17 protein-coding genes are annotated in these 18211 nt (G+C 68.8%); 6 read left to right on the top strand and 11 right to left on the bottom strand.

Features of this window, described 5'->3' with window-relative positions:
- Nucleotides 1–72: 72 nt before the first annotated feature.
- From ppx to HNQ52_RS02700, 5 genes are all read right to left on the bottom strand, one after another.
- Nucleotides 73–1608 carry an exopolyphosphatase gene (gene ppx, locus HNQ52_RS02720; RefSeq protein WP_183959545.1) on the bottom strand — a complete coding sequence of 512 codons (1536 nt, stop codon included), beginning with the start codon at nucleotides 1606–1608 and terminating at the stop codon, nucleotides 73–75.
- A complete protein-coding gene (gene ppk1 / locus HNQ52_RS02715; protein WP_183959543.1) occupies nucleotides 1599–3668 on the bottom strand; it encodes a polyphosphate kinase 1 in 2070 nt (689 codons plus the stop codon). The genes ppx and ppk1 overlap by 10 nt, the downstream gene beginning before the upstream one ends.
- Before the next feature lie 145 nt (nucleotides 3669–3813).
- Complete coding sequence (gene phoR / locus HNQ52_RS02710) at nucleotides 3814–5139, bottom strand: phosphate regulon sensor histidine kinase PhoR (RefSeq protein WP_183959942.1); 1326 nt, start codon at nucleotides 5137–5139, stop codon at nucleotides 3814–3816.
- Nucleotides 5136–5825, bottom strand: coding sequence for a phosphate regulon transcriptional regulator PhoB (phoB, locus tag HNQ52_RS02705; protein WP_183959541.1), 690 nt, complete (start codon nucleotides 5823–5825; stop codon nucleotides 5136–5138). The genes phoR and phoB overlap by 4 nt, the downstream gene beginning before the upstream one ends.
- A 91-nt stretch (nucleotides 5826–5916) precedes the next feature.
- A complete protein-coding gene (locus HNQ52_RS02700) occupies nucleotides 5917–7710 on the bottom strand; it encodes a M48 family metalloprotease (protein ID WP_183959539.1) in 1794 nt (597 codons plus the stop codon).
- A 155-nt stretch (nucleotides 7711–7865) separates the two neighbouring features.
- On the opposite strand from HNQ52_RS02700, the gene grxC reads away from it, so the two are divergent.
- The gene (grxC, locus tag HNQ52_RS02695) at nucleotides 7866–8126 is read left to right on the top strand and encodes a glutaredoxin 3 (protein ID WP_183959537.1); all 261 of its coding nucleotides are present in this window, start codon (nucleotides 7866–7868) and stop codon (nucleotides 8124–8126) included.
- Complete coding sequence (locus HNQ52_RS02690; RefSeq protein WP_183959535.1) at nucleotides 8123–8515, top strand: carboxymuconolactone decarboxylase family protein; 393 nt, start codon at nucleotides 8123–8125, stop codon at nucleotides 8513–8515. Before grxC ends, HNQ52_RS02690 begins: the two co-directional genes overlap by 4 nt.
- Nucleotides 8516–8912: 397 nt before the next feature.
- Here the strand turns inward: HNQ52_RS02690 and HNQ52_RS02685 are convergent, their stop codons facing one another.
- The gene (locus HNQ52_RS02685; protein WP_183959533.1) at nucleotides 8913–10019 is read right to left on the bottom strand and encodes a hypothetical protein; all 1107 of its coding nucleotides are present in this window, start codon (nucleotides 10017–10019) and stop codon (nucleotides 8913–8915) included.
- A gap of 91 nt (nucleotides 10020–10110) precedes the next feature.
- Here HNQ52_RS02685 and HNQ52_RS02680 point away from each other — a divergent pair, with 91 nt between their 5' ends.
- A complete protein-coding gene (locus tag HNQ52_RS02680) occupies nucleotides 10111–11121 on the top strand; it encodes an isocitrate dehydrogenase (RefSeq protein WP_183959531.1) in 1011 nt (336 codons plus the stop codon).
- A gap of 41 nt (nucleotides 11122–11162) precedes the next feature.
- Here HNQ52_RS02680 and thiD read toward each other — a convergent pair whose 3' ends face one another.
- On the bottom strand, nucleotides 11163–11996 hold the full coding sequence (gene thiD / locus HNQ52_RS02675) for a bifunctional hydroxymethylpyrimidine kinase/phosphomethylpyrimidine kinase (protein ID WP_246387473.1): 834 nt from the start codon (nucleotides 11994–11996) through the stop codon (nucleotides 11163–11165).
- A 134-nt stretch (nucleotides 11997–12130) separates the two neighbouring features.
- Between thiD and HNQ52_RS02670 the strand changes: the two genes are divergently transcribed.
- A complete protein-coding gene (locus HNQ52_RS02670; protein ID WP_183959529.1) occupies nucleotides 12131–13300 on the top strand; it encodes a hypothetical protein in 1170 nt (389 codons plus the stop codon).
- A gap of 307 nt (nucleotides 13301–13607) precedes the next feature.
- Here HNQ52_RS02670 and HNQ52_RS02665 read toward each other — a convergent pair whose 3' ends face one another.
- From HNQ52_RS02665 to HNQ52_RS02655, 3 genes are all read right to left on the bottom strand, one after another.
- Nucleotides 13608–15005 carry a PhoH family protein gene (locus HNQ52_RS02665; RefSeq protein ID WP_183959527.1) on the bottom strand — a complete coding sequence of 466 codons (1398 nt, stop codon included), beginning with the start codon at nucleotides 15003–15005 and terminating at the stop codon, nucleotides 13608–13610.
- A gap of 82 nt (nucleotides 15006–15087) precedes the next feature.
- Nucleotides 15088–15561, bottom strand: coding sequence for a peroxiredoxin (locus HNQ52_RS02660; protein WP_183959525.1), 474 nt, complete (start codon nucleotides 15559–15561; stop codon nucleotides 15088–15090).
- Between the two features lie 3 nt (nucleotides 15562–15564).
- Nucleotides 15565–16143: a glycine cleavage system transcriptional repressor gene (locus tag HNQ52_RS02655; RefSeq protein ID WP_425486461.1), complete on the bottom strand. Its 579-nt coding sequence runs from the start codon at nucleotides 16141–16143 to the stop codon at nucleotides 15565–15567.
- Nucleotides 16144–16282: 139 nt separating this feature from the next.
- On the opposite strand from HNQ52_RS02655, the gene dapA reads away from it, so the two are divergent.
- Nucleotides 16283–17191: a 4-hydroxy-tetrahydrodipicolinate synthase gene (dapA, locus tag HNQ52_RS02650; RefSeq protein WP_183959521.1), complete on the top strand. Its 909-nt coding sequence runs from the start codon at nucleotides 16283–16285 to the stop codon at nucleotides 17189–17191.
- A gap of 63 nt (nucleotides 17192–17254) precedes the next feature.
- Nucleotides 17255–17764 (top strand): hypothetical protein, encoded by a 510-nt coding sequence (locus HNQ52_RS02645; protein WP_183959519.1) that lies wholly within the window; start codon nucleotides 17255–17257, stop codon nucleotides 17762–17764.
- Between the two features lie 117 nt (nucleotides 17765–17881).
- Here HNQ52_RS02645 and fdxA read toward each other — a convergent pair whose 3' ends face one another.
- Nucleotides 17882–18205, bottom strand: coding sequence for a ferredoxin FdxA (fdxA, locus tag HNQ52_RS02640; protein ID WP_183959517.1), 324 nt, complete (start codon nucleotides 18203–18205; stop codon nucleotides 17882–17884).
- Nucleotides 18206–18211: the final 6 nt, after the last annotated feature.

The following is an 18211-nucleotide window of genomic DNA, read 5'->3' as shown; positions in this document are numbered from 1 at the left end:
GTCGTCGCTTCGGACAAGAGAAGGCCCCGCGTTCGGCGGGGCTTTTTGTTGTGCGACATCCGCGGCCTGCCGTCAGCCACTGGCGCGCACCTGCAGCTTGATCGACATCGCGTCGAGCGCTTCGCGTTCGGTGTCGAGGTCGGCGCGGGTCAGCGCGTGTCCGTCGAGCCATGCGCGCGGCAGCGTGAGCTGCAGGCCGCCGCGCAGGTCCGCGGCCAGGGTCAGCGGCGGCAGCGGCGCGCGGTCATGGCTGCGGTGCAGCGCGATGGCAAGTCGCAGCAGCACGATGCAACGCAGCGTCGGCGCCATGTTGCGTTCGGGCAGCGCATTCAGCACGCCGGCCGGGATCGAGCGCCGCTGGCAACGCACCAGCGCCGCGAGCTGCTGCTGCTCCTGGCGCGAGAAGCCGGAGATGTCCGAATGCTCCAGCACATAGGCGCCGTGCTGGTGGTGCTGGCTGTGCGCGATGGCAAGGCCGATCTCGTGCACGCGTACGGCCCAGGCCAGCAGCAGCCGATCGTCGCCGTCGAGCTCCCATGCGTCGGCCAACTGGTCGAACAGCGCCAGTGCCGTGGTCTCGATGCGCGCGGCATGTTCGCGATCCACGCCGTAACGCTGCATCAGCGCGGCGATCGATGCATCGCGCGGGTCGCGCTGCGCGGCGCGGCCGAGCATGTCGGCCAGCACGCCTTCGCGCATCGCACTCTCGCACACCAGCATGCGCTTGATGCCCAGTTCCGCGAAGCAGGCCTCGAGGATCAGCACGCCGCCGGCGATCACCGGGCGGCGGTCGTTGGACAGGCCGGGGAGGTCGATGTCGTCGAGGGTGTCGAAGTCGAGCAGGGTGTCGCGCAGTCGCAGCAGGCCGGCGTCGGTGATGGCGCCGCGCGTGTTCTTCGAATTGCCCAGCATCTCGCCGATGGCTTTCACCGTGCCCGACGAGCCGATGACTTCCTGCCAGCCGAGGTCGCGGTACGTCGAGGCGAACTGCTGGAATTCGGCCGAAATTTCCGTCAGGCCTTCCTTCCAGCGTTTGCGCGTGAGCCTGCCGTCGGCGAAGAACCGGCGCGTGGTGGCCACGCATCCCATCTGCAGGCTCTCGCGCTCCAGCGGCTCGAAGCCCTGGCCGACGATGAATTCGGTGGAGCCGCCGCCGATGTCGATGACGAGTCGCTGCTTCGCCGACGGTGGCATGTCCTGCGCCACCCCGAGGTAGATCAGGCGCGCTTCCTCGCGGCCCGACACGATCTCGATCGGATGCCCGAGCGCGGTTTCCGCCGGCACCAGAAACGCCTGCGGATTGCGCAATTGGCGCACCGTGTTGGTGGCGATGGCGCGCACGCGCTGCGACGGAATGTGGCGCAGGCGCTCGCCGAACCGCGCCAGGCAATCGAGCGCGCGCTGGCGCGCGCTGCGTTCGATGTCGCCGTTGGCGGTGAGTCCGGCGGCCATGCGCACGGTTTCGCGCAGGCGATCGACGATGCGCAGCTGCCCGAGCACGCTGCGCGCGACGATCATGTGGAAGCTGTTGGAGCCGAGGTCCACCGCGGCCATCAGTTCGCCGTCGGGCAAGGCAGTGGCGTCGATGTCGGCGGCCTTCAGAGGCATAGCTGGGCCAGCAGCGCGTCCTGCGCCGAATGCGGCATCGCGTTGGGGGCGGGCGCGACGCGCACGTAGCTGCCGTCCGGCTGCATTTCCCAAGCCTGCTGGTTGTCCGCGAGGTAGTTTGCCAGCTCCTCGCGGAACACGCGTTCGGCAAGGCCGGGATCGATGATCGGGAAGCACGTCTCAATGCGGCGCAGGAGGTTGCGCTCCATCCAGTCGGCGCTGGAGCAGTACAGTTCCGCGTCGCCGCCGTTCTCGAACCAGTAGACACGGCTGTGTTCGAGGAACCGACCGACCACCGAGCGCACGCGGATGTTGTCCGACACGCCGGGGATGCCCGGCTTGAGGCAGCAGGCGCCACGCACGATGAGATCGATCTTCACCCCGGCGCGCGACGCCTTGTACAGCGCTTCCATCACGCCCGGCTCGTTGAGCGCATTCATCTTGGCGATGATGCGTGCGGGCCGGCCCTCGATGGCATGGTCGGCTTCGCGCTGGAACTTGTGCAGCAGGGCCTTGTGCAGCGTGAACGGCGACTGCAGCAGGCAGTTGAGCTTGTACGCCGGTGCCAGGCCCGACATCTGCTGGAACAGCCGGTGCACGTCCTCGCCGATGTCGGGATTGGCCGTCATCAGGCCGATGTCGGTGTACGCGCGCGCGGTGCCGGCGTGGTAGTTGCCGGTGGACAGATGCGCGTAACGCTGCAGCTTGCGGCCTTCGCGCCGCACGATGAGCATCATCTTGGCGTGCGTCTTGTAGCCCACCACGCCGTACACCACCTGCACGCCGGCTTCCTGCAGGCGGTCGGCGAGGCGGATGTTGGCCTCCTCGTCGAAGCGCGCGCGCAGTTCGATGACCACGGTCACGTCCTTGCCGTTGCGGGCCGCCTCGATCAGATGCAGGGCGAGCTCGGAATCCTTGCCGGCGCGGTACAGGGTCTGCTTGATCGCGAGCACGTCCGGATCGCTGCTCGCTTCCTTGATCAGGTCGAGCACCGCATTGAACGAATCGTAGGGATGGTGCAGCAGCACGTCGCTGCGCCGGATGCGTTCGAACAGCGAATCGCCGTCGACGTCGGGATGGCGGCGCGGCTTGAACGCGGGGAATTTCAGTTCGGGCCGGTCGACGAGGTCGTACACCGCGATCACGCGGTTGAGGTTCACCGGCCCGTTGATGCGGTAGACGGCATTTTCCGGCAGTTCGAAGTTCCCGAGCAGGATCTTGACGATGGCCTTCGGGCAGTTGTCCGCAATCTCCAGCCGCATGGCGCGCGCGAAACCGCGGCCGGCGAGTTCGCCCTTGAGTGCGTGCGCGAGGTTCTCCACCTCGTCCTCGTCGACCAGCAGCTCCGAGTTGCGCGTGACGCGGAACTGGTAGGCGCCCTTGACGTGCATGCCGGGAAACAGGTCGTCGACGAAATTCGACAGCACCGCCGACAGCAGCACGAAGTCGTGCGGGCCGCCGGAAATGTCCGGCGGGATCTGGATGATGCGCGGCAGCGAGCGCGGCGCGCGCACGATGGCCATGTTGCCGGCGCGGCCGAACGCATCCTTGCCCTGCAGCACCACGACGATGTTGAGGCTCTTGTTGAGGATGCGCGGGAACGGATGCGCGGGGTCCAGGCCCAGCGGCGACAGCACCGGCATGATCTCGTCGTCGAAGTACTGCTTGAGCCAGCGTTTCTGGCGCGCGTTCCAGGTTTCGCGCGAGAGGATGCGGATGCCGCTGTCGGCCAGCTGCGGACGCAGCACGTCGCGCCAGTAGCGGTACTGCGATTCGACCAGGATGCCGGCATGTTCGTGGATGAGCTTGAGCGCGGCGGCGGGCGAGAGGTTGTCGGCCGTGGTCGGGCCGCCGAGATCCTGCAGGTGGCGCACGGCCGCGACGCGGATCTCGAAGAATTCGTCGAGGTTGGTGCAGCTGATGCACAGATAACGCAGTCGCTCGAGCAGCGGCAGGCGCTCGTCCATCGCCTGCGCCATGACGCGCACGTTGAATTCCAGCTGCGCCAGTTCGCGGTTGTTGTAGAGACTGGGGTCGCGCAGGTCGATCGGTTTCGGCATGTGTCACCTGGCAGGGAAGCATCCGTCGTCGGCCGGACACGTGCGCGTCGTTCGCGTGCACCCGGCAAGGGACGGCGGTCGGATCGAACGTCGGCGAGGGTCCGCGTGCACGTGCCCGCGCGGCCCTCGCGAAGCGGCAAGCATATCAATCCTCGTCGAATTGGGAGAGCGCCGCGCCGCGTTCGACCACGCGCTCGGGCCCGAATTCGCAGGCGAACGTGCTGCCGCGGCCCACTTCGCTTTCGATCGCGAGTCGCGCGCCGTGCAGGTTCAGCACGTGCTTGACGATGGACAGCCCGAGACCGGTGCCGCCGCTCTCGCGCGAGCGGCTGGTCGAGACGCGGTAGAAGCGCTCGGTGATGCGCGGGATATGCTGTGCCGGAATGCCGTGGCCGGTGTCTTCGACCGCGAAACGCACGCCGCCGCCAGCGGTGCGTTCGAACAGCAGCCGCACGCGCCCGCCGGCGGGCGTGTAGCGCACGGCATTGCTGACGAGGTTCGAGAACGCGCTGTGCAGCTCCTTGTTGGAGCCGGCGAGATTCACGCCGGCGGTGTCGACCAGTTCGATCTCGTGCTGGCCGTGGCTGAGCGCGCGGGCCTCGCGCTGCAGCGTGTCGAGCAGGGCGCGCATGACGATGCGTTCGGTCGGCAGCCGTTCCTGCGCCTCCAGACGCGAGATCGTCAGCAGGTCCTCGACGATCTGCGTCATGCGCAACGACTGCGTGCGCATTTCGCGCAGCATCGGTGCAAGGTCGGGCATGTCGTCCGGATCGAGCATGTCGAGGTAGCCGTGCACCACCGTGAGCGGGGTGCGCAATTCGTGCGAGACGTTCGCGACGAAGTCGCGCCGCACCTGTTCCAGGTGCATCAGCTTGCTGACGTCGCGCACCACCAGCAGCTTCTGCTGCGGGGTGTATTCGAGCAGGCGCAGGGTGAGGCGGTGGCCCGGGTGGAACGGGGACGGCAGGTCGAGCAGCGGCTCCTGCGCGTCGCCGCGCAACCATTCGGCCACGCGCGGCACGGTTTCGAGCCGGGTCAGGCGGCGGCCGAGGTCGCCGGGGTAACGCAGGTCGAGCAGGCGCTGCGCGGCCTCGTTGAACCATTCGATGCGGTGGTCGTCGGCATCGAGCGCGACGATGGCGTCCGGCAGCGACGCGGCCGCCTGGCGGAACGCACGCAGCATCGTGGTGAGGCGGCGCTTGCGCGTGCGCGCCTCATGCTGGCGGCGATGCAGTTGCTCGGTGAGCTGCGCGAACAGGCCGATGCCGCGCGGCGGCGGCACGCGCCGCTGTGTGCGCAACAATTGCAGCAGGCGCGAGAGCTGCCAGAACTGCCACGCGGCGATGACGCCGAAACACAGCGCGAGCGCGGGCCAGAACTGTCCGAGCAGCCCGCCGATGCCGGCGGCGACTAGCACCAGGGCACCGAGCCGCCACGGCAGCAGGTCGAGCCATTCGCGCGGACTGTTCAGACGCTGACCGAGAAGCGATAGCCCGAGCCGCGCACGGTCTGCACGAGCGTGTCGAGATTCCACGGTTCGAGCGTCTTGCGCAGCCGGCGGATGTGCACGTCGACGGTGCGTTCCTCGACGTACACGTTGCCGCCCCAGACATTGTCGAGCAGCTGCGCGCGGCTGTAGACGCGTTCGGCATGGGTCATGAAGAAATGCAGCAGCCGGTACTCCGTGGGGCCGATCGGCACCGGCGTATCGCCGGCGAAGACGCGGTGCGCGGCGCCGTCGATGCGCAGGCCGCCGAGGCTCACGCTGCCGTCCTCGTCGGCGCTGCCCGAGCGCCGGATCACGGCCTTGATGCGGGCCAGCAGTTCGCGCGCGGAAAAAGGCTTGACCACGTAATCGTCGACGCCGGCTTCCAGGCCGTTGACGCGGTCGTTTTCCTCGCCGCGCGCGGTCAGCATGATGATCGGCACGCTGCGGGTGAGATCGTCCTTGCGCAGGCGGCGCGCCATTTCCAGGCCGCTGGTGCCGGGCAGCATCCAGTCGAGCAGGATCAGGTCGGGCACGCGTTCGGCGATCGACAGGCTCGCTTCGCGCGCGTCGCCGGCGTGGGCAGGATCGTAGTCGGCCTTGCGCAGGGCAAAGGCGACCATGTCGCGGATGGCGGGTTCGTCTTCGACGATCAGGATGCGCTTCTGCACGCGACGGCCTTCAGCTACGGATGTCGGACACCAGTAGACGACAGTTTTGTGACCGTCAGGTTACCGCGGTCGCGGCCCGTGTGCCGCAGCGTCAGCGGTTGCTGCCGCCGACGCTGAAACGCAGCCGGCGCGGCGTGTCTTCCGCCGGTTCCGACCGGGTCCGATCCGCATCGTCGAAGCCCAGCCGCGCGCCGGCGTCGCCGGGCCGCAGCCCCTGCTTGCGCAGTTCCAGCACCAGCGGCGTCAGCGAGGCGATGCGGGCGTCGATCCGGGCGCGCTGGTAGTAGTCGAGATCGTCGCGCTTCTTCAGCGCGCCGAGCTGGTTGAGCGCGTCCTCGGCGCGGCCGGAGAGGTAGGCGGCTTCGGCATGGGCTTCGCCGGCGCGGACCAGGTCGCCGGCCACTTCGCTGGCGCGGGCGAACGCGCGCTGGAAGGTCGGGTCGTTGCCGCTCTCGGGCAGGAGCGGGCGCAGCAGTTCCTGGGCCTTGCGCGCGGACGCGACGCTGCCGTCCTCCGACAGGCTGTGGGCATAGCTGAGGGCGACGGCGCGGCTGCGCGGCATGTTCTGCAGCAGCGTCTCGTAACGTGCGAAGGCGGCGGCGCGGTGGCCTGCGCGGTGTTCGTTTTCGGCAAGCGCAAGCTGCAGCCACAGTGCGGCGGCAGGCGTCGAGTGCCGCGCGGCAAGATCGAGCAGCTCGGCCTGCGCGGCCTGCGTCTGGCTGGCGCGGCTGCGCGCGAGTGCGGCGCCATAACGCTGCGCATCGCTGAAGTCCGATGGGTTGGCACGGCGCTGCCGGTCGTACTCGCCGATCGCGGCGTTGGCGCTGTCGGCAGTGAGCACGCGCATGCGTTCGCGCGCCCACGGGAACATGTCGCTTCCACCGCCGGGCGCGGCGTCGGCCTGCAGAGCGGCCAGGATCTCCGCCGACAGCAGCGGATTGGCCGGCACGTTCGGGCGCGGCACCGACGCCGGTGCGAGCGCCGTGCATTGGACCTCGGCCGACGTCGAGGTCGCGTCGGCGGACAGGGAGTCCGCATCGCCGGTGTCGGCGCTCGGTGCGCCGACACGCACCACGCCGCAGCCGAGGATGTTGCGCGCGCGGTCCTTGGCTTCGCTGACGCGCGTGGTGTTCACCGGGTGCGAACGCAGGTATTCGGGCGCGTTGTAGCCGCCCTGGTTGCCGCGCGAGGCGCGTTCCATGCGGGCGAAGAAATCCGCCATCGCGATCGGGTCGTAGCCTGCGCGGGCCAGGGTCTGGATCCCGATGCGGTCGGCCTCGCTCTCGTTCGATCGGGTGTAGTTGATCTGGCGTTGCTGCATCAGCGACAGGCCACCGACGAGTGCAGCCTGGGTCGCGTCGCCGCTGCTGTTGCTGTCGACCTGCTGCGCCGCGATCATGGCGCCGAGCGTGGCGAGCAGGATCGGGATCGATTCGCGCTGCGCCGCCTCGACCGAACGCAACACGTGGCGCTGGGTCACGTGCGCGATTTCGTGCGACATCACTGCCGCCACCTCGTCCTCGCGTTCGGCGGTGAGGAACAGCCCGGCGTTGACGCCGATGTATCCGCCCACCGTGGCGAACGCGTTGATCTCGCGCGAGTTCACCATGAAAAACGTGAACGACTGGCGCGGACGATCGCTGCGCGAGGCGAGGCGGAAGCCGAGGTTCTGCAGGTAGCCGTCGATCAGCGGATCGTCGAGGATGAGGTTGTAGCGGCGCAGCTCGTGCAGGGTCATCGCGCCGTACTGGTCCTCCTGCGCCGGAGTGAGCACCTCGCCGGCGGACGAACCGATGTCGGGCAACTGGCCCGGCTCGTCGGCATGCAGCGTTCCGCCGCACAACAACGCGGCGAGCAGGGCGGTTCGCAGGGCGGATCGGGTCATGGCGGGTGGTTCCGGCAGATTCGGTCGATAATGGCCCCCGACGGCGCAGGCTGCGTTAATTGCATGTAAACCGCAACCGCCGTTGCGTGGCGCAGGCTGGAAAAAATGCGGGCGGGCGCTCATATTCGCAAGGTCAAGAAACCGGAGCCCGATCCATGCCCGAGGTGCTGATGTACACCACCGCGATCTGTCCCTACTGCGTGGCGGCGAAGAACTTTCTCAAGCAGCGCGGTGTGGGCTGGACCGAGGTGCGGGTGGATCTGGATTTCGAGCGGCGCCGGGAAATGCTCGATCGCGCCCGGCGCACGTCGGTGCCGCAGATCTTCGTCGGCGACACGCATGTAGGCGGCTTCGACGATCTCGTCGCGCTCGATCGCGCCGGCAAGTTCGCGCCACTGCTGGAGGCACAGTCGTGAGCGGCGCGGAGGAGGGCGATCGCGTCGCGGAATTCACCGCGTTCCGCAAGCGTATGAACGAGCGCATCCTGGCGCACGACAATCAGGTGGTGCGCCGTTTCTTCGCGCTGGACACGCAGACCTACCGCGACGGTGCGCTCGATGTGAAGACCAAGGAGCTGCTCGGCCTGGTGGCGTCGCTGGTGCTGCGCTGCGACGACTGCGTGAGCTACCACGTGGCCGAATGCCGCGCGGCAGGCGTCACGCGCGACGAGATGTTCGAGGCGTTCAGCGTGGGACTGGTCGTGGGCGGCAGCATCGTGATTCCGCACCTGCGGCGCGCGGTCGACTTCCTCGACCGGCTCGAAGGCGGCACCGGTGTCGACGCGCCGCCGCATACGCACGGCTGAGGGCGCGGCGCGGGCTGCGCGGGATGTCTTTGCCGATTCGGGAGCGGGTGCCCTGAGGGGGAGGTCGGTTCGTCAGGTCGGAGATGCTGACCTTCGACGACGAGCTTGGCTTGGCAGCTCGGAGGCGCTCACCTCCAACGGCAAGCTTCAGCGAAATTCTCCTCTCCCGCGCAGCGGGGGAGGATGCCGGCAGGCAGGAGGGGGTGCTGTTGGCGTGGATGCAGCCGTCGGGATGGAGTTTCGCAGCAAGTGGAGCGCCCCCTCCCGCCTGCCGGCACCCTCCCCCGCTGCGCGGGAGAGGGGAGGTGATTGCAGCGGTCGGCTGCGATGTGGATGGCTGTGGCAGTAGCCAGGCTTCAGGCGCGACGCCGTCCAATCCGCTCCGCGCCCGAATCCATCACGGCTCGATGCGGAACGCCAGCATCCGTCGCCCTGCGCCGTCCCAGCCGCGCATCTGCTGCAGACCGACGTCGGTGAACTCCACCGAGGCTTCCGATGAGGATGCCGATTCCAGCCGGCACAGTCCCGGCGGCGAGTTGGGCAGTGACGCGGGGCTTTCGCACAGCAGGGCGTGTTCGCCCGAGGCGTCGCGCAGCGCCAGTTCGCCGGCCCGGCGTTCGATGCGGGTGAACGCGATGCGGCGCGGTGCGGTGCCGTCGTCGCTTTCGGGCACGATCAGCCAGCGCCCGATCAGCGCCTCGCCCGGTTCCTGCGCAAAGCTGAAACGCACGATCGACATCGGCTCCACGCGCACCGCACGGCCCGCGCCCTGCGCCCGCACGAACCACAACACGGCGCGGCTGGGCGAAATCACTTCCAGCTCCGCGTGGCCGACGGCCTGCATCGTTTTCGGCGGCGAGTACGCCTCGAAGGGGCCGGCGCCGCCGTCGAGCAGGCTCATGTCCAGGTGCGCCGTGCGTCCGTCGAGCGCGCCCACGCCGAAGAACCAGCCGGCGCGGTTGTCCGGGCCGTAACCCAGTGCGCTGACGCTCACCGTGCCCGACTGCACCTCGATCTGCACGCCGATGCCCGGCCCGGCGCGGCCGAATTCGCCGCCAAGCTCCGGCCACCAGAATCCGGTTTCCGGCACGAATCCCGCGTCTTCGCCGTCGCCGACCTGCAGCAGGCGAAACCCGTGCAGTTCCGGCTCGCCCCGCGCACCGTTGCGCACCTCGTAGCGCACGCGGTAGACGCCTTCGCGCGTCGGACGCAGGGCCTGCGCCTCGGTCACGCCGGCCGACACGCGGTAGGGCGTGGCGTCGCCGGTACACGGACCGGCATCGCGCACCGCGCGCACCGTGATGTCGAAGCCGTCGATGGCAGCCGACTCGAAGCGCGGCGGGCAGGTGTCGCTCCAGGCCGCGTCCACGTCCACGCGCAGCGCCTTGCCGACGGTGGGCTGGGCCGGCTCGATGCGGATCTGCGGTGCTTCGTTCGCGCGCACGAGCGACGCGCCGGCGACGGCGGCAAACAGCAGGGTGGCGAGCGAGCGGCGAACATTCATGCAGCAACTGTACCGCAAGCCGCGCTTGATCGATAATGCATGGTTTCCCCGCGGCCGTTCGCGTCGCGCCCGCACGCCGAGACCCCATTCCATGACACAGACCATCGCAGTGATCCGCGGAGACGGCATCGGCCCCGAGATCATGGACGCCACGCTGCACGTGCTCGATGCCATGCAGCTGGGCATTTCCTACGAATTCGTCGAAGCCGGCCTCGCAGCCTACGAAGCGCAGGGCGAACTGCTGCCCGCCGCCACGCTCGCGAGCATCGCCAAGCACCGGATCGCGCTGAAAAGCCCGCTCAGCACGCCGATCGGCGAAGGCTTCAGCTCGATCAACGTGAGCCTGCGTCGCCACTTCGACCTGTACGCCAACGTGCGCCCGGCGATCTCGTTCCCGAACACCAAGTCGCGCTACCAGGACATCGACATCCTGACCGTGCGCGAGAACACCGAAGGCGCCTACATCGGCGAAGGCCAGCACCTCTCGGCCGACGGCGAAACCGCCACGCTCACGCAGAAGATCACGCGCAAGGGGTCCGAGCGCATCGTGCGCTACGCGTTCGAGGCGGCGAAGGCGGCCGGGCGCAAGAAGGTCACCGTGGTGCACAAGGCGAACATCCTCAAGACCACGTCCGGGCTGTTCCTGCGCGTGGCGCGCGAGGTCGCGTCGCGTTATCCGGAGATCGGCTTCAACGAGATGATCGTCGACAACTGCTGCATGCAGCTGGTGATGCGGCCGGAGCAGTTCGACGTGATCGTCACCACCAACCTGTTCGGCGACATCATCTCGGACCTGTGCGCCGGGCTCGTCGGCGGGCTGGGCCTGGCGCCGGGCGCCAACATCGGCGCGGAAGTGGCGATCTTCGAGGCGGTGCACGGGTCGGCGCCGGACATTGCCGGGCGCGGCATCGCCAACCCCACCGCGCTGCTGCTCGGCGCCGGGCAGATGCTTTCGCACATGGGTCGCGAGGACGACGCGCGCCGGCTGCGCCGCGCCATCGTCGCGACGATGGAAGCGCGCGACGGCACCACCCCCGACCTCGGCGGCAACGGCACCACGCAGGGCTTCGCGGCGGCGATCGCGGCGCGCGTGAACGGCTGACGGCCGAGCCGGGCCCGGTGCCCGGAGTGCGGCCGTCGATGTCAGCGGGTGGCGTCGCCGTCCGCGGTGCGTTGCCGGTTCCATTCGTGCGCGAGCACCGACACCGGGCCGGTTCCGGGCCGCGTCGCGTGGCGCAGCGCACCGTGCACGTAGTCGCAGGCCAGGCGGCAGGCGTCGCGCGCGGTCCTGCCCAGCGCGAGCTGCGCCGCAATGGCCGACGACAGCGTGCATCCGGTGCCGTGGCCTTCGACCGGCAGGCGCGGATGCGCAAACTCCACCCGTTCGATGCCGTCGAACCACAGGTCGACCACGGTCTCGCCGTCGCCATGCCCGCCCTTGAGCAACACGCTCGCGGCGCCCATCGCGTGCAGATCGACCGCCGCCACCCGCATCGCATCGAGATCGGCGATGCTGCGACCGAGCAGCAGCTGCGCCTCCGGCAGGTTCGGCGTCAGCACCGCGGCGCGCGGCACCAGCTGCTCGCGCAACGCCGCAAGCGCGTCCGGCGCCAGCAGCGTGGCGCCGGTGCTGGCGACCATCACCGGATCGAGCACGATGTTGCCTGCGGCATGGCGATCCAGTGCCGCGGCCGTGCATTCGATGATGTCCGCCGTCGCCAGCATGCCGATCTTGGTCGCGCCGATCGAAAAGTCCTCGAAGAGCGCATCGAGCTGATCGGCGAGGAAGGCCGTCGGCGGCGCATGGATCGCCCGCACGCCCCGGGTGTTCTGCGCGGTGAGCGCGGCGATGGCGGTCAGTCCGTGCACGCCGTGGGCGGCGAAGGTCTTGAGGTCGGCCTGGATGCCGGCGCCGCCGCCGCTGTCCGAGCCGGCGATGCTCAGCACCGACGTCGGTCGATCGTCCTGTTGTTTCAAAGCAACATTCCTGCCGTGGCGCGGCAGGGTCGCAGGCCGGAACACCGCTAACCGCCGCGCGAAAACGTGAAAATCCCGTTGACCGGGTGTTGCTTCTTCGCGATACTGCCGCGCAACACCGGCCTGTTCACACCATGTCCGCGATCACCCCGTCCCGTTTTCCGCTCAAGCGCAGTCTCGCCGCGTGCATCGGGCTGCTGTGCGCCGGCGCCGCATCGGCGCAGTCGGGCGACGTGCTCGCGCAATGGCGCGAGTATGCCCGCCGCGGCGTGATGCCGGAATACGCCTGGGCCGACACGGACGGGCCGCGCGCCGCGCCCACCCTGTTCGATTCGCTGCAGGGCGACGCGAGTCTACTGCGCAGTGCATCACTGGCGGCGGTCGGCCTCACCGGCGCGCGCCTGAGCGTGGGCTTCGACAGCGCCGGCGTCGGGGACAACGGCGCCCGCACGGCGACACCGCGCGGCGACGTGGTCGATTTCGACGGTCCGCGCAATGCCATCCGCAACGAGTTCGTCTCGTCCACGTACGAAGGGGCGCTGGGTCAGCGCGGGCGCTTCGGCGTGACCGCCATCGTCGCGCGCCAGCGCTTTGCCAGCGACGGCCTCGGCGCCGCGCCGTGGAGCGCGGGTGCCGACACGATCGGCGTGCGCGAGATCGACGGCCGCCGCACGCGCGAGCAGTCAACCGGGCACGGCATGCGCGTCGGCTACTGGGCGCCGCTCGACGGCCACCTGGCGTGGAGCGTGAGTGCCCAGTCGAAGATCGAGATGGACGCGTTCCGTTCGTTCCGCGGCGTCTATGCCGAAGCAGGCGACTTCGACGTGCCCGGCCGCGTCGAGGCGCGCCTGTCGTGGGCACCGCTGTCGTTCGCGACGCTGTCGCTCGGTGTGGACCGCGTCTACTACAGCGACATCGACGCCTTCACCAGCGCGGCGCTGCCCACGCGCTTCCTCTCGCTGCTCGGCGACGGCGGTTCGCCCGCGTTCGCATGGCGCGACCTCACCGTGTACTCCATCGAAGGCACACTCGCCGACCGCTGGGACGGCCGCTGGAGCCTGCGCTACACCTCCACGCAGCAGCCCGAACCCACGTCCGAGCTCCTGCAGCGCGCGCTGCGCGACATGTCCAGCAACAATGTGCTGCTCGGCTACAGCCGCGGCGTCGGCCAGCTGGGCGAAATCGCCTTCAACGCCAGCTATTCGGCGGACACCTATTTCCTCGGCGCGGTGCCGTACACGCTGCGCGATTTCGACCGCAGCTCGCAGTTCGAAGTCGAAGCGGTGCTGTCGGTGCCCTTCTGACCCAACGCGTTACTCGATCAAGTTCAGGGCTTGATTAGAGGGCTCCCGCGAGGGAGCCCTCGTTTTTTGCGGCGCGGGCAGCGGCGGCGCAACGCTTCCTCCGATGCGCAACCCTCCCTCCGATGCGCAACCCTTCCTCCGTCGTCCCGGCGAACGCCGGGACCCAGTGACGTTGATCGGCGTTGCCGCGCTTTTCCGGCAAGGACGTTCCCGGCAGGCGCAGGACAAAGTCGCTGGGTCCCGGCGTTCGCCGGGACGACGAGGGGGAGCGTCCGAGGCGAGCCGCGAAGTTCGCGCTGTCGAACCGTTACAACGCTTCCGACGCAAAGTCCGCCAGCCGCGAACGCTCGCCGCGCCGCAGCGTGATGTGCGCGCTGTGCGGCCACTGCTTGAAGCGGTCCACGGCGTACGTGAGGCCGGACGTCGTCTCGGTGAGGTAGGGCGTGTCGATCTGCTCGACGTTGCCCAGGCACACCATCTTCGTGCCCGGCCCGGCGCGCGTGAGCAGCGTCTTCATCTGCTTGGGCGTGAGGTTCTGCGCCTCGTCGATGATCACGTAGCGGCTGAGGAAGGTGCGGCCGCGCATGAAGTTCATCGCGCGGATCTTGATGCGCGAGGCGAGCAGGTCGTTGGTCGCCTGGCGGCCCCATGCGCCGCCTTCCTGCGGGGTGTGGGTGAGCACCTCGAGGTTGTCGGTGAGCGCGCCCATCCACGGCGTCATCTTTTCCTCTTCCGTGCCGGGCAGGAAGCCGATGTCCTCGCCGACGGAGATCGTCGCGCGTGTCATGATGATCTCGCGGTAGCGCTGCTGGTCCATCGTCTGCGCAAGGCCCGCAGCCAGCGCCAGCAGCGTCTTTCCGGTGCCGGCGGTGCCGAGCAGGGTGACGAAGTCGATGTCCGGATCCATCAGCGCGTTGAGCGCGAAGTTCTGCTCGCGGTTGCGCGCGCCGATGCCCCAGACGTGGTGCGAGTGGCCGCGATAGTCGTTGACTATCTGCAGCACCGCGCGTTCGTCGTTGAGCTTGACCACGCGCAGTTCGAGTTCTTCCTCGCCGGGCAGATACAGGAACTGGTTCGGATGCCAGTCTTCGCCTTCCGCGCGCCTGACCTCGTAGAAGCCGTGGCCGCGTTCGTTCCACGAGCGCAGGTCCGCTTCGTGCTTCTGCCAGAAGTCCTCGGGCAGTTCGTTGGAGCCGGTGTAGAGCAGGCTGAAGTCGTCGAGCGCGCGGTCGTTCTCGTAGTCCTCGGCCTTGACGCCGACGATGTGCGCCTTGATGCGCAGGTTGATGTCCTTGGAAATCAGCACCACCGGCACGCCGGGGTTGTCCTCGCGCAGCTGCAGGATCGACGCGAGGATCTGGTTGTCCGGCATCACCTTGCCGACACGCGCCGGATCCACCGGCTCGGTCTGGAAGCGCAGGGAGCCGATCTGGTCGCGCACCTTCAGCTGCAGACCCTGCGGACGCACGAGCCTGAGCCCGGCGGAGATGTTGTCCGCGCCGTTGGTCTCGATGAGTTCGTTGATGAAGCGGCTCACCTGGCGCGCGTTGCGGCTGACCTCGGACATGCCCTTCTTGGCCGCGTCCAGTTCCTCCAGCACCATCATCGGCAGGTAGACGTCGTGTTCCTCGAACTTGAACAGCGCGGTCGGGTCGTGCATGAGGACGTTGGTGTCGAGCACGTAGATGCGCTTGCTTCGGGTCATCGCGGAGTCCTTGCGAAGGGAACGACGAAGACCGCCGGGATGCATGGGGCATCGCAGCGGACGGGTGGGAGGGCGAGGTGCGTCACTTGGCGGTTTTTTCGAGCTTCAGCGCGTCGAGCACGGCGGCGGCGTGGCCGGGCACGCGCACGCCGCGCCACTGCTGCGCGATGCGGCCGTCGGGCGCGATCAGGAAGGTGCTGCGTTCGATGCCGAGCACCTTGCGGCCGTACATCGTCTTTTCCTTGATCACGCCGAAGGCCTTGCACACGGCCTCGTCGGCATCGCTGATCAGGGGGAAGGGGAAGGCATGCTTCGCGGCGTAGTTGGCGTGCGTCTTCACCGAATCGCGCGAGATGCCGAGGATGGCGGCGCCGGCGCGCTTGAACTGCGGCGCGAGATCGCGGAAGTCGATGCCTTCCTGCGTGCAGCCGGGCGTGTTGTCCTTCGGGTAGAAGAACAGCACCAGCCACTTGCCGGCGTAGTCGGCAAAGGACGCGGTGCGGCCGTCGGAGAGCGTGAAGTCGAGTGCGGGAACGGTGTCGATGGTCTCGCCCATGCGTCAGAACTTCATCGGGTCCATGATGGCGTCGAGATTGAGGTGATCGCAGAATTCGAGGAAGTCGTCGCGCAGCGCGGCGATGTGCATGCTCGACGGAATGCCGATCGTCACCTGCGCGGAGAACATGTCCGCGCCGGTCTGCATCGCACGGTAGCGCGAGCTGTGCAGGCTTTCGATGCTGATGCCCTGGCGGTCGAAGAAATCGGCGAGCTGGAACAGGATGCCGGGCTTGTCGGCCGCCACGACTTCGACCACGTACGGCAGCAGGTTGCTCTGCGGCGCCTTGGCCGAGGTGCGATACCACACCAGACGGATGCCGTCCTCGCGCTCCAGGCGCGACAGTCCCGATTCGAGCTTGGCCACCGCATCCCACGAACCCAACGCCAGCGCCAGCACCGAGACATCGCGTCCCACCGTGGAGAGGCGGGCGTCCACCAGATTGCAGCCACTGTCGGTGATCCGCCGGGACACCGCGAGCAGCGGGGAGTCCGGATGCGTCGCGAAGGCGTTGATGAGCAGATAGTTTTCGTTCGTGTTGGGGCGCGGCGCAGGTTCGGTCAAGGCGGGTTCCGACGGGATCGCGATGCAGCGGGAGAGGCACGTGGCGCGGCGGGCGCGTCGGATCACTGAACGGACCGTCAGCCGCGCCGGCAGCATACTTGCCCCTGCTTTACCCCCGCAAGTAACATCGCGGGCCATTCCGCCCAGGGTTTTCCGCTTGCGATTGCAGGGCAGCATCACTGCGCTCACGACGCCGTTCGACGCGTCCGGCCGGGTCGATCACGACGCCTGGCGCGGACTGCTCGCGCGTCAGCTCGACGGCGGCACGCAGGCGCTGGTGGTGGCCGGTTCCACCGGCGAGGCGGCCACGTTGTCTGACGACGAATACGCGGCGCTCGTGCGCGACGCGGTGCGCGTGGTTGCCGGGCAGGTGCCGGTGCTCGCCGGCACGGGCCTGTCGGGCACCGACAAAACCATTCGCCATACGCACCTGGCGCGCGATGCCGGCGCCGATGCGGCGCTCGTGGTCACGCCGCCGTACGTGCGGCCCACGCAGGACGGCCTGCTGCAGCACTTCCGCGCCGTGGCCGACGCCGGCGGCTTGCCGGTGGTGCTCTACAACGTGCCCGCCCGCACCGGTTGCGACCTGCTGCCCGACACCACGGCCGCGCTTGCCGCACACGCCAACATCGTCGGCATCAAGGAAGCGCGCGCCGATCCCGAGCGCATGACGGCGCTGCTGCCGCTGCGCTCGTCCGCGTTTTCGGTGCTGAGCGGCGACGACGGCACCGCGTGCCGTGCGCTGCTGGCCGGAGCCGACGGCGTGGTGTCGGTGGTGTCCAATCTTGCGCCGCGCGCGTTCCGCGCGTTGTGCGATCTTGCGCGCGGCGGCGAAGCGGACGCGGCGCGCGCGCTGGCGGCCGAGCTCGCGCCGCTGATCGATTTCACCGGCGTCGAATCCAATCCCGTTCCGGCCAAGGCCGTGCTCGCGCAGCTGCAGCTGTGCGCCGACGCGCTGCGCCTGCCGCTGCTGCCGCTGTCGCCGCCGCACCGCGTGTACCTGGCGGAGATGGCTGCCGCCGTCGAACGCATCGAAGCGCGCCATCTGCGCGCGCTCGCCGCCTGACCCGTCCCGCCGATTCCGACGCATCCTTACTGTTGCATCACTCTTTCCGTGGAGAACGTTCCAATGTCGAATCCGACCCAGCTGCGCGCCGCCGTCGTGGCCGTGATCTCGCTCGCCGTCCTGTCCGCCAGCGGCTGCAGCTGGTTCCGCGCCAAGACCGGTTACGAGAACAGTCCCGAGAGCCGTCCGCTGGAGATCCCGCCGGATCTGGACCGTCCCGCCGCCGATCCGACGATGGAAGTGCCTGCCGTGTCCGGCGCGCCTGCCGCCGGTGCGCCGGGCGCGGTGCGGCCGATCGCGCTGCCGAGCCAGGCGTTTGTCGTCGCCGACACCCCGGACAGTGTCTGGACGCGTCTTGGCATCGCGCTGCAGCGCGTCGAGGGCGTGGCGGTCGGCGAGGCGGCGCAGCTGCTGTCGGTCTACAACGTCAACTTCGACGGCGAGAATTTCCTGATCAAGATCGCGCCGTCGGGCGAGGGCACGCGTATTTCCGCGGTGAGCCAGGACGGCAAGGAAATCGACAGCGGTGCGGGCGCGAAGCTGCTGGGCTTGCTGCGGCAGCGCCTGGGCTGATGTGATCTCGGGCGCAGCGCGGCAAGGTCGCGCGCGCCGATCATTGAAGGCGGCGCGCGCGCCGCGTCGGCGGCACGGCGCACGCGTGGCTCCATGCTGGGCGCAAGGCGGCAGCGCCTAACGCTGCAGTTCGGACAATTTGCCCGGCTTGCCGTCCCACTCCGCCGCGTCGGGCAGCGGGTCCTGCCGCGTCGCCAGCACCGGCCACACCTTGGCGAGTTCCGCATTGAGCGCGATGAACTGCTCCTGCCCGGCAGGCACGTCGTCCTCCGGAAAGATCGCGTTCGCCGGGCATTCGGGTTCGCACAGGGTGCAGTCGATGCACTCGTCCGGATCGATCACCAGGAAGTTGGGTCCGGCGTGAAAGCAGTCGACGGGGCAGACTTCGACGCAGTCGGTGTATTTGCAGCGGATGCAGTTCTCGGTCACGACGAAGGGCATCGGGGG

The sequence above is a fragment of the Chiayiivirga flava genome (genome assembly GCF_014202825.1).
Lineage (GTDB): Bacteria > Pseudomonadota > Gammaproteobacteria > Xanthomonadales > Xanthomonadaceae > Chiayiivirga > Chiayiivirga flava.
This window is presented reverse-complemented; position numbering and strand designations above follow the sequence as displayed.

What these genes read in the sequence shown, in the direction of transcription:
- ppx (WP_183959545.1), bottom strand. Translation starts at nt 1,608, where the DNA reads ATGCCTCTGAAGGCCGCCGACATCGACGCCACTGCCTTGCCCGACGGC.
- ppk1 (WP_183959543.1), bottom strand. Translation starts at nt 3,668, where the DNA reads ATGCCGAAACCGATCGACCTGCGCGACCCCAGTCTCTACAACAACCGC.
- HNQ52_RS02700 (WP_183959539.1), bottom strand. Translation starts at nt 7,710, where the DNA reads ATGACCCGATCCGCCCTGCGAACCGCCCTGCTCGCCGCGTTGTTGTGC.
- grxC (WP_183959537.1), top strand. Translation starts at nt 7,866, where the DNA reads ATGCCCGAGGTGCTGATGTACACCACCGCGATCTGTCCCTACTGCGTG.
- HNQ52_RS02685 (WP_183959533.1), bottom strand. Translation starts at nt 10,019, where the DNA reads ATGAATGTTCGCCGCTCGCTCGCCACCCTGCTGTTTGCCGCCGTCGCC.
- HNQ52_RS02680 (WP_183959531.1), top strand. Translation starts at nt 10,111, where the DNA reads ATGACACAGACCATCGCAGTGATCCGCGGAGACGGCATCGGCCCCGAG.
- HNQ52_RS02670 (WP_183959529.1), top strand. Translation starts at nt 12,131, where the DNA reads ATGTCCGCGATCACCCCGTCCCGTTTTCCGCTCAAGCGCAGTCTCGCC.
- HNQ52_RS02665 (WP_183959527.1), bottom strand. Translation starts at nt 15,005, where the DNA reads ATGACCCGAAGCAAGCGCATCTACGTGCTCGACACCAACGTCCTCATG.
- HNQ52_RS02660 (WP_183959525.1), bottom strand. Translation starts at nt 15,561, where the DNA reads ATGGGCGAGACCATCGACACCGTTCCCGCACTCGACTTCACGCTCTCC.
- HNQ52_RS02645 (WP_183959519.1), top strand. Translation starts at nt 17,255, where the DNA reads ATGTCGAATCCGACCCAGCTGCGCGCCGCCGTCGTGGCCGTGATCTCG.
- fdxA (WP_183959517.1), bottom strand. Translation starts at nt 18,205, where the DNA reads ATGCCCTTCGTCGTGACCGAGAACTGCATCCGCTGCAAATACACCGAC.